The organism is Psychrobacter urativorans (assembly GCF_904846695.1).
In the GTDB taxonomy this organism is placed as follows: domain Bacteria; phylum Pseudomonadota; class Gammaproteobacteria; order Pseudomonadales; family Moraxellaceae; genus Psychrobacter; species Psychrobacter urativorans.
Window position 1 is genome coordinate 15435 of sequence record NZ_CAJHBR010000001.1, and the last position, 13183, is coordinate 28617.

The following is a 13183-nucleotide window of genomic DNA, read 5'->3' on the forward strand; positions in this document are numbered from 1 at the left end:
TTAAGGTAGCTAATAGCTGATTAAGTCCGTTTAAGGCAGTTGGTACTTAGTAGTTAGCTAACAACTAGTAACCAGCTGATTCTATTCAGACTCGCCTAAGAAGCCACCGCTTTGACGATGCCACAATCCGGCATAAATGCCATTCATATTTAGTAATTCTTCATGGCTGCCTTGTTCGATGATACGACCTTGATCCATTACTACTAGTCTATCGAGGGCGGCAATAGTAGAAAGACGATGGGCGATAGCGATAACCGTTTTGCCAGTCATAATGTCATTGAGGCTCTCAGTAATAGCAAACTCAATCTCAGAATCTAGAGCACTAGTAGCTTCATCGAGTAATAAAATAGGCGCGTTTTTAAGCATGACTCGTGAGATCGCGATACGTTGACGCTGACCGCCAGACAGTTTTACCCCACGTTCACCAACTTGAGTATCCAGACCTTTATTGCCTTTATCGTCATATAAGTCTTTGATAAAGTCCCATGCTTGTGCCTGCTTAGCCGCAAAGATGATCTCTTCATCGCTCGCATCAGGACGACCATAGGCGATGTTTTCGCGTACGGTACGATGTAATAAAGACGTATCTTGAGTCACCATACCGATCTGCTGACGTAATGACTCTTGAGTAACCTCGTCAATAGCCTGGCCATCGATAATGATCTTACCGCTATCGACATCAAAGAAGCGTAATAGTAAGTTAACTAAGGTTGATTTACCGGCACCAGAGCGTCCGACTAAGCCTATTTTTTCGCCTGCTGTGATATCTAAATAAAAGTCATCTAACAGTTTTGTTTGTGAGTTAATAAGCGCTGATTCGACCGTTTGCACTCCATCGACTAGTTCGCCTTCTACATTAACGCCCTCGACATGACCTTCATAGCTAAAATTGACATGATCAAAGACAATATGACCAGCGCTGACTTTTAGTTCTGGAGCATTAGGAATATCAACGATAGTTTGCGGTGCAGAAAGAGTGCGCATACCGTCTTGTACAGTACCGATGCTCTCAAACAAGCTAGCAGTTTGCCACATAATCCACTGGGTTAGGCCATTGAGACGGAGCGCCATCGCTGTCGCAGCGGCAATAGCACCTACTCCGACTGCACCCTGTTGCCACAGATATAAGGCAATACCAGCAGTACTACTAACCAAAATAACACTAATAAGGTGAGTTGAAACCTCAAGATAGCTGACCCAACGCATTTGCGCGTGTACAGTACCTAAGAACTGGCCCATAGCATTTTGGGCATAGCCCAACTCACGCCGCGAATGACTAAATAGCTTGACCGTCATGATGTTGGCATAAGCATCAGTGATACGTCCGACCATCAGTGCACGGGCATCAGCTTGCACAATAGCAGTCAGTTTGAGCTTAGGAATAAAGTACCACATGGTAAGGCCAACTAGCACGAACCAAATAATAAAGGGTATGAGTAGCAAGCTATCTAGATTGAATAAAATAACCCCGGTAGTAATAAAATAAACCGTGACATACATAAACATGTCAGTGACAGTCATCACCGTGTCGCGGACAGCAAGCGCGGTTTGCATCACCTTGGCGGAGACCCGTCCAGAGAACTCATCTTGATAAAACTGCATCGACTGACCAAGCATACGCTGATGGAACCGCCAGCGCATCTGCATTGGAAATACGCCTTGAATAGTCTGAAAGTGAATGAATGACGACAAGGCAATCCAAAAAGGACTGACTATCATGACTGCTAACATCAACAGCATAATATCGCCTTTTTCGGCCCATAAGTTCTGTGGGGTATAAGTACCCAACCAATCAACTATGTTGCCAATCCAAGCGAACAGCATTGCCTCATAAATTCCAATCCCTGCGGATAGAATCATGAACACTAACAGCCAACCACGTAGACCTTTAGTACAAGCCCACAAAAACTTCAACAGTCCATCACGAGATGAAGGTAGTACCATAGGCGTGTCAGGAAAAGCGGACAAACGGTTTTCAAAAAAACGAAATAGAGCATTCATAGGCAATAGCAGTACATCAATAGCAGAACGTCAAGATAAACACCAATATAGGTTATCTTGCGCTGTAACTTGTGGGGTTAAAATAGCTTCTATTTTAACAAAATCTCGAAACTAGTCCTGCATGCTAATTGTAATTTGCACAATATAAAGGGTATATAGGCAGCATACAGCTGAATAGATAGCTTAATATTCATGGTTATAACCAAGGCTACTATTACTGATCAAAAAGTGTGCGTATTGGTATTGAATGGGAAAATATAACCATTGATATTTTTGACATACCTTGTTACATTTGACGACTTTCTATTGGCTATATTGATCTTATAACTAGCAGCAAATAATAGCAGCTAAAAAAATTATAATTTATAAGGTGAAGTTTTATGCTGTATCTAACGATTGCGGTACTTTGTAGTGTCGCCGTCTCCGTCCTGTTAAAACTGCTACGTCAACGCAATATAGATATTCGCCAGACTATTGTAGCTGGTTATCCAGTGGCTTTTTTACTGACTTGGCTGTTATTAAAGCCTGACCTTAGCAGTATTAATACTCTTGGTAGCGCTTGGGGCATTATCATCGCTTTGGCTATCCTATTACCCTTAGTGTTTGTCATTCTGGGTCGAGCAATCGCAGCAGTGGGTATGGTCGCCACTGACGCAGCTCAACGGCTATCGTTAATTATTCCTATTGTTGCGGCCTTTTTGTTATTTGGCGAAGTGCTGACGGGCATTCGCATATTCGGTCTAGCGTTAGGGTTGTTAGCGTTAGCGGCATTAGTCTATCGGCCACAGCAACCATCAACTAATGAAACTATTAATAGTCATGCTACAACGATCAAGGCGATCAATAAACAGGCGCTACGTACCCCTCTATGGCTGTTTGGGGTATGGATAGGCTATGGAGTCATTGATATATTGTTCAAACAAGTGGCCAAGCAAGGCGCTGCATTTCCGCTAACGTTATTTGTTAGCTTTGGCTTGGCAGGCTTGCTATTGCTCATTTATTTGCTGGTCACTCGGGTGCGCTGGCAAGGCAATGCTTTAGCGGCAGGACTGTTATTAGGTGTGCTAAATATGGGCAATATTTATGCGTACGTACGCGCTCATCAGTTACTATCTGAATCACCAAGCATCGTATTTACTGGCATGAATGTTGGGGTCATCACTGTAGCGACGCTTATTGGTGTCGGTGTCTTTAAAGAAACGCTCAATCGTATCAATATGCTTGGCATACTATTGGCTATTAGCTGTGTGACAGTATTATTCTTAGCTTAAGATGTACTGCTCATATCAATATAATTATGGCTGGTGATTTGCTGTTAACTTATTGTATATAGGCACATTGCGCAGCATATGGTAAGGTGATTTACAAATGTAGGATAGTAGCTATTGGCATACTTGCAGCTCTTTAAATTAACGATTTAAGCTAAATTTTTTATTACGATAATAGGATAATTATTCAATGGAATATCAAAAGCAATTACAACGTATAAAAGCAGGTTCAGGATTTATTGCAGCGCTAGATCAAAGTGGCGGCAGCACGCCTAAAGCGCTAGAGAGTTATGGGGTTACTAGTGAAGATTATGACACTGACGAGGCGATGTTTGGTCAAGTGCATGAGATGCGTTCTCGTATTATGACTTGTGACTGCTTCGATAGTACTCGCGTGCTTGGAGCAATCTTATTTGAAGATACTATGGAGCGTGAAGTCGAAGGCAAGCCTACCGCTAACTATCTGTGGGAAGATAAAAATATTGTACCTTTTTTAAAGGTAGATAAAGGTTTAGCAGAGCGAATGAGTGGCGTACAAGTGATGCGTCCGATAACTAATTTAGACTTATTATTAGACAAAGCTAAACAATATCCAGTATTCGGTACTAAAATGCGTTCAGTAATCTATGAGCCAAATGTTGATGGTATCGAGTTAGTGGTGCAGCAGCAATTCGATGTTGCCAAGCAAATTATCTCTAAGGGTCTGATGCCAATCGTTGAGCCAGAAGTTGACATCAATAGCGTTGATAAACATGATTGTGAGCTGTTATTAAAAACCAATCTTTTGCATAATTTGGATCGTTTGGCTGAGGATAAGCAAGTGATACTTAAGCTAACCTTGCCAGAACAAGCAGGCTTCTATCAAGAGTTAATTGACCATCCAAAAGTGTTAAAGGTGGTTGCTCTATCAGGTGGTTACAGCCGTAGCGATGCTTGTGATAAGCTCAAGCAAAACCCAGGGATGATTGCCAGCTTCTCGCGCGCCTTCACTCAAGGCTTAAGCAAGCAGCAGAGTGATAAAGAGTTTGCTGATACTATTAATAATTCGATTGCTGAGATCTATGAGGCTTCGAGAGTTTAGAGTTAACTTAGCAAGCATAAAGTTTATTTTTAAATAAAAAACACCCGTTGCTCAGGCAGTGGGTGTTTTTTTATGCACAAATGATAGTGTATCAATTCACTATGTTCAAAAGGCTTTAATTAATTAAAGGCTATAAAAAAGCTCGAACCTAGGATAACTAGATTCAAGCTTTTACATTTTATAAGCGTATTAATTAATAACGATATTTATGATTAGAACTTGGTTTGCAAGGCAATGCTCGCGCCTTGATCGTCATAATTGTCACGCCACTCGCCGCGATAGCCGACGGACAGCTTAGTATTGATGGTCGGCATATAGCTTAGACCAATACCTGCAATACCAATCTCACGACCGACTTCTTGACCAACAGTCGTGAACTTATCATTAGGCAGACTAACGAAGCTTGCCGTAATATCTGAGTATTTATTACCATTTTCAATAGCAGCTGCTAGCTGACCGGTAATAGCCAGTTTTGGGGTTATTAGCTGTGACATATTTAATCCTGCTGTCCAGCGCATTGACTCATAAGTGTTCTCATCGACATTTAGGTTATAGACGCCAGCGCCCGTTTCGCGATAGCTATCACTTTCAGCACGAGCATAATTCACTTGCGTGAAAGGAGTCACATTACGTAGCTCTGTACCAATACGATGACTCACGCCAAATCCTGCTTGCAAAGTATCGACTGAGTAATCAGAATTTGCAGTAGCGTTAGATAGTATTGACAAATGACGTTCGCCATCAACATTACTATTACCAGCACCAGCATGGAAATTGACATGCGTAGCGTCGCTTGCTGCATAATTACCATAGCCTAATACCTGCCAGCTCTTAGCTTTTAGCTCATGATCTAAGCGGCTATCAGCAGTATCAGCATCACTTTGGATATAAGATACGGCAAGTCCTAGATTTAGGTTGTTACTAACAGGGCTGTCTAAACCAACGATAGCTCCGTAACCTTTAGAGTCATAACCTGTAACGCCATTTTCGGCATCATGACTGCTGTCATTGCCAATTATTTTGGCCCAAATGCTGCTTTGCGATGTGGCTGGACGATGTTCAGTAATAGCGTCGCTTACTGCATAGTTAGCATCGGTAATGATACGATTAGTAGCACCCATAAATAATGGCTGTAATTGATAGACAGTTTTATTCATTCTGATTTGGCGTTGCTCTAACGTCGGGTCATCTACGAGGTCTTCAGTATCGACAATCAGCTGAAGAGCTAATGGACTTTTTTTATTCATCATTGCTTTATCTAATACAGCAGCAAGACTTAACGCCTGTTTATCAGACTGACTAATGGCAGCTACAACAAAAGTGCTATCTGTATCGGTTGGATCAACAACCACTGGTGGCTTAGGTTCAACTGGCTTTTCAGGCTCAACTGGCTTTTCAGGTTCAACTGGCTTTTCAGGTTCAACTGGCTTTTCAGGCTCAACTGGCTTTTCAGGCTCAACTGGCTTTTCAGGTTCAACTGGCTTTTCAGGTTCAACTGGCTTTTCAGGTTCAACTGGCTTTTCAGGCTCAACTGGCTTTTCAGGCTCAACTGGCTTTTCAGGTTCAACCGGCGGTACAATGACTGGTGGTGGAGGCGTTCCCATTCTCAAATGTACAGCATTAGCATCACTATAGTCGGCATAAAAGCTAACCAATGGGCTATTGTCATTTACCGATTTAAATTCGCCCTTACGAGTCGTGGCTTTAACTATGTCCTTCCATTCGTTACTGCCAGTCATATTTTTTATGGCTTCAGAAGCATAGACATTCAATTTGCCTTTACTGATATCTGCATTGCCATTGACGAGTAATTTACCATAACTGTCTAAATTCCCTTCATTCTCGACATCCAGGGCAATACCTAGCGACTCATTTGCCGCCATAATATAGTTGCCGTTTAATTTTAAAACACCTTCTGTAATGAGTGTCTCGCCAGTCCATTGTTTGCTATTAGTAGAGAGCTCCAAAGTACCAGTGCCAACTTTAGCAAAGCCTCCTTTCACACCATCCCAATCTACAGAGCCGACATTGCCTGTTAATACAGCATTTGGATTAATAGTGACATAATTTTCAAGGACATCAAGTATCAGCCCGTTTGAACCAATTTTAATAAGCTGTTTATCAGTAAAGTTCGCAAAAAGATTAGATTGGTCATTTGCAATAGTCAAATTTGCCTGATCGAAATAGACATCAGACAGTGTTGAGTTAACACCACGTGAAATATTATCGACACTTAAAAAGCCGTTGTTAGTAACTTTTAAAGTTCCTGAACCTTCATTACCTACTATAATATTGCTAGCAGAAGCCAAGCTACTGTCAACAGTAAGCTGACCTACGCCTGTTTTCTCATTGCCAATAGTAATATCTTGATTGACATCTAAACCAATACTCCAAGCTGTATCAGCGACATCATAGGTGTTTTTGATGTTCATCACACCTTGACCTGCTCCACCAATTACGAGGTCATAAGCCTGAATGTTATTACCATTTGTATTTGATCCACCGTCAAAATCGACAACGCCAACGCCTGTCATAGCGTCGCCTACAGTCATAAGGCTATTGACAGATACACCACCTCCGTTCTTGACATTAAGAACACCTTTGCCAGACAACCCAACAGCAAGACCATTAGTGCCAATACTAATATTTGATTTATCGACATTGACTATACCTGTAGAGCCCTCGTTATAACCGATACGCATCTGGTTTGCGGTTAATGCAGACTGTCCAGCTAGGTTTAAGCTACCTGTCGTTTCTGCACCGACTAACACTTCATTGGCAATGTTAACTATAGCGTTATTGATATTCACGTTACCTATATTGCCACCTTTAGCATTTAGCTCTTTATTGCCAAGCCAAAGATTAGTTGCAGTAACTGAAGCATTGCTATTTACCAATAAAGCACCACTACCGTCGTTCTGTCCAATAATGATATCTTTTGCGTTGAAAGCACTGTCTTGGTCAGATACCTTAATAGCGGCATTGCCGACCACAGCTGTAATATCCTTTACAGTGACAGTGCCTTTATTAGTAATAGAAAGCTCTGAAGGTTGCCCTGCTTGTGTTTTTTCCAAAATTAATTTATTTACTACTAGCTGCGTTCCCGCATTACTAACGATGTCTTTTTCAACGAAGTACACATCATCACTAATAGTCGTCGTTTGCCCATCATCATAGGTAACTGCCATTGCCGTCCCTGATAAACCAAGCATCGCTACAGTTAGGGGAGCGAGGATAAGCTTAGTAGCAACTTGAGATTTGCCTGAGGATTTGCCACGAGATTTAGCAAGCTCAGATACGCATTGATATACACCTAGAGAATGATTAAAGACTACACGGTAAATATGATTCATACGAAGACCTTAAGAAATAGTTGACAGTTATGTAACATTTTATTAATTATATAAAGATATATTACAATAGAATTTTTTTTGTCTACGTTTGATTACACAAATGTTCATATTCCATAAAAGACGTTTAAAGCCTACTATTTAGTGTTTTATGATTATACGTTTGTTACGATGTTATCTAACTTTGAAGCCTGCTTATTGACAGCTTTGATACTATTGATAGCCTAGTATTAGAGGATAATTTATTTTGCCATTATGGTATTAATTAATTATTAAAAACACAAGAAGCCCTGCTAATTAAAGAGCAGGGCTTTTTCCATAATGAAATAAATCTTATTGACTAGCTAAGTATTTTCTAAAAAAATATTAGGATTTTTTACTCTGCAAACCAGCTGCATACTCCCGCACGTTTTGCGTAATTTTCATCGAACAGAATTTTGGCCCGCACATCGAGCAAAAATGTGCAGACTTATGTGCGTCTTTCGGTAAGGTTTCATCATGGAACTCACGGGCAGTATCGGGATCGAGTGCTAGATTGAACTGGTCATCCCAGCGGAATTCAAAGCGGGCTTTTGATAAGGCATTGTCACGTGCTTGTGCACCAGGATGACCTTTGGCCAGGTCAGCGGCATGAGCAGCAATCTTATAAGTGATAATGCCGTCTTTAACATCCTTCTTATTAGGCAAGCCTAAGTGCTCTTTTGGCGTCACATAACATAGCATAGCGGTACCAAACCAGCCGATCATCGCCGCCCCGATAGCACTAGTAATATGGTCATAACCCGGTGCGATATCCGTGGTCAAAGGCCCTAAAGTGTAGAATGGGGCATCAGCACAGAGCTCAAGTTGTAAGTCCATGTTCTCTTTAATACGGTTCATTGCTACGTGACCTGGACCTTCTACCATCACTTGTACATCATGCTCCCAAGCGATTTTAGTGACTTCACCAAGGGTACGCAGTTCACCAAATTGTGCCGCATCATTAGCGTCTTGTAGACAGCCAGGGCGCAAGCCATCACCCAAACTAAAGGCCACATCATACTGCTTCATAATTTCGCATATGTCTGCAAAATGGGTATATAAAAAATTCTGTTTTTGATGGGCTATGCACCACTGGGCCATGATGGAGCCACCACGTGAGACGATACCAGTCAAGCGTCCAGCAGTTAGCGGTACATATTCCAGTAGCACCCCAGCATGGATAGTAAAATAGTCGACGCCTTGTTCGGCTTGCTCAATTAGAGTATCGCGGAATATCTCCCACGTTAAGTCTTCAGCGACACCATCGACTTTTTCTAGTGCCTGATAAATAGGTACAGTACCAATAGGCACCGGTGAGTTACGAATCAACCATTCACGAGTTTCGTGAATGTGATTACCAGTTGATAAATCCATGATGGTATCTGCGCCCCAACGCGTCGCCCAAGTCATCTTTGACACTTCTTCATCGATTGAAGAGCCTAATGCTGAGTTACCGATATTGGCATTGATTTTAACCAAAAAATTGCGTCCGATAATCATCGGTTCAGATTCAGGGTGGTTAATATTATTAGGAATAATGGCGCGACCAGCGGCTACTTCACTGCGGACAAACTCTGGGGTGATAATCGTAGGAGTATTAGCACCGAAACTTTCGCCGTCATGTTGGCGCATATCGGTTAGCTCGTGCTGCTTTTGGGTTTCGCGAATAGCGATGTATTCCATTTCAGGAGTAATGATACCGCGGCGAGCGTAGTGCATCTGAGTGATGTTGCCGCTGTGGTCAGCGCCAGTCTTAGCACGGCGTGGCTTATCGATATGAGCGAATCTTAAGTTAGCAGTGCTGATATCGCGTGCGCGCGCTAGTCCGTATGAGCTAGATAAACCACTGAGTTGTTCGCTATCAGCACGTTCATTTATCCAGCCTTGACGCAATTTAGGCAGACCACGAGTCAAGTCGATTTGCACACTGGGATCAGTATAGACGCCAGAAGTATCATAGACATAAAACGCTGGGTTCTGCTGCCAATCACTCTCAGGAATGCCTTCTACTGGAGTATTTGCCAAGCTGATTTGACGCATTGGCACTTGGATATCAGGTCTTGAGCCTTCGATATAGACTTTATGCGAGGCGGGTAGGATACGATGCAAGTCGCGAGCATCTTCTTCAAAACGAGCATCAGCCGCGCTGCGATGGGCAGGTGTTTTAAAAGCATCGGCTTTTTTATTTGATTTTTGATCTGAACCGGAGTTAGTTGAGCTGGCTGCATTTGCTAGGTAAGTGCTGGCGCTAGGTGTATTGATGTTTGGAGTGGCTTTTGAGCCAAGGCTTGAAGTAGGTGTTGAGATGGTCATATGCTGTCCTAGGATGTTGTCTAAAAGAAAAGGCAACACCGCCAGTAGCTGCGGAGTAAGCATTGGTCATAGCAACAAATTCAATCACAATTTTGAAAATCACGCCATCACCGCTATTAATAGCGGATAAGCTAAAAAGGATTGGTGGACACTACTGATTATTAACCACAGCTCTACAGCATCAGTATTCTATAACTGAGCAGTAGACTGATAATAAACAGGCATTTCTGCGTGCCCTTTGTATGTATAACATAAGCTTGAGACTTCCCTGCGTCGGTACTAACCGCATCAGGTTCGGCGGGTGATCTCTCAGCGAATGTAGCATGACGGCTTATTATCCAGTCAACTACACCGCACCCCGAGTCTGTCAGTGTTGTAAATCACCTTGATACTAGCAAACTTCTCCCTTAACGGCTAATGCTATTTGTTCATATCACTAATATTAATAACTTTCAGCTCCCCAGCAAAGCTTTTGAGCTGCAATCCTTTGAGTATTGAGCACAGAGCGATTGCTATAAATTTTCTAACCCGCTTTAGCAATCCTAGAGTCAAACCAAGTAGAGGCTGCCAACTACTAGGACTAACTACCCTGCAATAACTTCAAATAGGACTAACTACCCTGCAATGCTTTCAAACTACTTTCCTGTTTATATCTGCTTACATTGTCATTGAACTGTCATAAAACCGTCATCGAACTGTCATCAAAGCTTGGCAAACTAGCTCACATCAATAGTTCACATCATTCGACATCAACAGTCATTATTTATTTTATTGGTCAAACTTTAGGAGCATCACATGCGTTATTCAGTATTGGCAATAGCAGTTAGTTGTACCTTGATGCTTACCGCCTGTAATAAATCAACCGATAGCGTTGAATCAGCCAAAGACAGCGCAGCGGTTACTACTACTGAAAAGACTGGCAGCGAAACTAAGCCAGCAGCAGTAAACGATAACATATCCATGAGCATCACTGGCGCTGGCGCCTCATTTCCACAGCCTATCTATGCCAAGTGGTCAGCCGACTATAACGGTGCTACAGGCGGACAAGTCAATTATCAGTCTATTGGTTCATCAGGTGGTATCAAGCAAATTACTGCTGGCACTGTTGATTTTGGTGCATCAGATGCCCCGTTAACGCCAGAAGAATTGGAAGCAGCAGGGTTGATTCAGTTTCCGATGGTCATCGGTGGCGTAGTACCAGTAGTCAATATTAAAGGTATTGAGCCGGGCGCGCTCAAGCTAGATGGCAAAGTATTGGCTGATATCTATTTAGGCAAGATTAATAAATGGAATGACCCTGCCATCGTGCAATTAAATCCAGATTTAAAATTACCCGATAGCCCAATTACTACCGTATTTCGCTCAGATGGCTCGGGCACGACTTTTAACTTTACTGATTATTTAGCCAAAGTATCGCCAGAGTGGCAGAGTAGTGTTGGTGTCGATAAGACTGTCAAATGGCCAACCTCTGATCGCGGCGCTGCCGGCAAAGGTAATGAAGGCGTTGCCAGTTATGTGAGTCGTATGGCTAACTCTATCGGTTACGTTGAATATGCCTACGCTAAGCAAAATAACATGGCTCATGTAGCGCTTAAAAATGCTGCCGGTAATGTAGTGCAGCCTTCATCGGCAAGCTTTGCAGCAGCAGGGGATATCGATTGGTCACAGCAAGCAGGTTTTTATAAAGTGATAACCAACTCTGAAACTGCTGAAGCTTGGCCAATAGCAGCTGCTACTTTTATCTTGGTACATAAGCAGCCAAAGGATGCTAAGCAAGTGGCCGGCGTGCTGAACTTCTTTAACTGGGCGTATGACCAAGGTGATGCTGCAGCAACTGAGCTTGACTATGTACCATTCTCTGACAAAGCTGTGGCCTTGTTTAAAGATAGCTGGAAACAAGTAGTCGGTACTGATGGTAAGCCTGTCTACACTGCCCCCTAAGCTTGGATACTAGTCTTAGCTGATAGTCATAGCTGATCAAATACTTTTGCTCAGCTATAACTCAAGTATAAGTAGCGCTGTTTGTTGCTAAATGGTGCTTAAGGCGACATTTATAATAATAAATATAATAATTAAAACACAATAAAAACCACATCATCTATCACAGCGATTATTGGGGCAGTTATGGCAGGGTCTAACTTGCAAACGCAATTGAATAAACAAAAGCGTTTAGATGCGATATTTGTTAATACTACTAAAGCGGCGGCACTGTTTGTACTAGCTAGCTTAGGAGCGATTTTACTATCGTTAATTATTGGCGCTTGGCCGAGTATGCAAGCGTTTGGACTAGACTTTTATACTAGTAATAACTGGGATCCAGTGGCTAATGAGTACGGGGCACTAGCTCCTATCTATGGCACGATAGTTACCTCAGTTATGGCGTTAGTCATCGCTGTACCAGTCAGTTTTGGTATCGCTATATTCTTAACTGAGCTTTGTCCTCCTGTACTTAAAAAGCCATTAGGTATCGCCATTGAGTTGCTAGCTGGTATTCCCTCTATCATTTATGGTATGTGGGGTTTATTCGTATTCGCTCCCTTCTTCGGCAATAATATTCAGCCTTGGCTTACCGAAAATTTAGGCAGTCTGCCGATCATAGGTAAGCTATTCATTGGTGCTCCAATGGGCATTGGCTTATTTACCGCCTCTTTAGTACTAGCCATCATGATCATTCCTTTTATTGCGGCTACTATGCGTGACGTATTTTCTGTAGTGCCAGCCCTGCTAAAAGAATCAGCTTATGGCATGGGCGCTACTACTTGGGAAGTGATGTTTAAGATTATCCTTCCTTATACCAAGACTGGGGTAGTCGGTGGCGTGATCTTAGGGTTAGGGCGAGCGTTAGGCGAGACTATGGCAGTAACTTTTTTGATCGGTAATACCTTCAATATTAACTCTAGCATGTTTGCGTCAGGAGTATCTATTACTTCAGCCTTGGCCAACGAGTTTGCCGAGGCGTCAGATCCATTGCATCTATCATCTTTGTTACATTTAGGATTAATCTTATTCATGATTACTTTTGTGGTGCTATCGATTTCGCGCTTGATGTTACGTGGTATGGATAAGCGTGCTGGACAATAAGCATTAATAATAGACTTTTATAACCATTTAATAGACTGGTTTTAAACTTGCTTCAATTAATAAGGAAC

Annotated in this window: 7 protein-coding genes and 1 riboswitch; of the genes, 4 read left to right on the top strand and 3 right to left on the bottom strand. The window is 42.3% G+C overall.

The window, feature by feature from the left end; genetic code table 11:
* Positions 1-81: 81 nt before the first annotated feature.
* Positions 82-2001, bottom strand: a complete 1920-nt coding sequence (locus tag JMY09_RS00080; protein WP_201621562.1) for an ABC transporter ATP-binding protein — start codon at positions 1999-2001, stop codon at positions 82-84.
* Between the two features lie 380 nt (positions 2002-2381).
* Here JMY09_RS00080 and JMY09_RS00085 point away from each other — a divergent pair, with 380 nt between their 5' ends.
* Entirely contained in the window at positions 2382-3272 is an 891-nt protein-coding gene (locus JMY09_RS00085; RefSeq protein WP_201621563.1) for an EamA/RhaT family transporter, read from the top strand.
* Positions 3273-3459: 187 nt separating this feature from the next.
* The gene (locus JMY09_RS00090; RefSeq protein ID WP_201621564.1) at positions 3460-4350 is read left to right on the top strand and encodes a fructose bisphosphate aldolase; all 891 of its coding nucleotides are present in this window, start codon (positions 3460-3462) and stop codon (positions 4348-4350) included.
* 212 nt (positions 4351-4562) lie between these two features.
* Here the strand turns inward: JMY09_RS00090 and JMY09_RS00095 are convergent, their stop codons facing one another.
* Complete coding sequence (locus JMY09_RS00095) at positions 4563-7703, bottom strand: autotransporter domain-containing protein (protein ID WP_201621565.1); 3141 nt, start codon at positions 7701-7703, stop codon at positions 4563-4565.
* 363 nt (positions 7704-8066) lie between these two features.
* Complete coding sequence (gene thiC, locus JMY09_RS00100) at positions 8067-10034, bottom strand: phosphomethylpyrimidine synthase ThiC (RefSeq protein WP_201621566.1); 1968 nt, start codon at positions 10032-10034, stop codon at positions 8067-8069.
* 248 nt (positions 10035-10282) lie between these two features.
* A riboswitch (TPP riboswitch) is annotated at positions 10283-10405 on the bottom strand.
* A gap of 424 nt (positions 10406-10829) precedes the next feature.
* Here thiC and pstS point away from each other — a divergent pair.
* On the top strand, positions 10830-11975 hold the full coding sequence (gene pstS, locus JMY09_RS00105; RefSeq protein WP_201621567.1) for a phosphate ABC transporter substrate-binding protein PstS: 1146 nt from the start codon (positions 10830-10832) through the stop codon (positions 11973-11975).
* 183 nt (positions 11976-12158) lie between these two features.
* Complete coding sequence (pstC, locus tag JMY09_RS00110; RefSeq protein ID WP_201621568.1) at positions 12159-13115, top strand: phosphate ABC transporter permease subunit PstC; 957 nt, start codon at positions 12159-12161, stop codon at positions 13113-13115.
* Positions 13116-13183 lie beyond the last annotated feature (68 nt).

What these genes read in the sequence shown, in the direction of transcription:
- JMY09_RS00080 (WP_201621562.1), bottom strand. Translation starts at nt 2,001, where the DNA reads ATGAATGCTCTATTTCGTTTTTTTGAAAACCGTTTGTCCGCTTTTCCT.
- JMY09_RS00085 (WP_201621563.1), top strand. Translation starts at nt 2,382, where the DNA reads ATGCTGTATCTAACGATTGCGGTACTTTGTAGTGTCGCCGTCTCCGTC.
- JMY09_RS00090 (WP_201621564.1), top strand. Translation starts at nt 3,460, where the DNA reads ATGGAATATCAAAAGCAATTACAACGTATAAAAGCAGGTTCAGGATTT.
- JMY09_RS00095 (WP_201621565.1), bottom strand. Translation starts at nt 7,703, where the DNA reads ATGAATCATATTTACCGTGTAGTCTTTAATCATTCTCTAGGTGTATAT.
- thiC (WP_201621566.1), bottom strand. Translation starts at nt 10,034, where the DNA reads ATGACCATCTCAACACCTACTTCAAGCCTTGGCTCAAAAGCCACTCCA.
- pstS (WP_201621567.1), top strand. Translation starts at nt 10,830, where the DNA reads ATGCGTTATTCAGTATTGGCAATAGCAGTTAGTTGTACCTTGATGCTT.
- pstC (WP_201621568.1), top strand. Translation starts at nt 12,159, where the DNA reads ATGGCAGGGTCTAACTTGCAAACGCAATTGAATAAACAAAAGCGTTTA.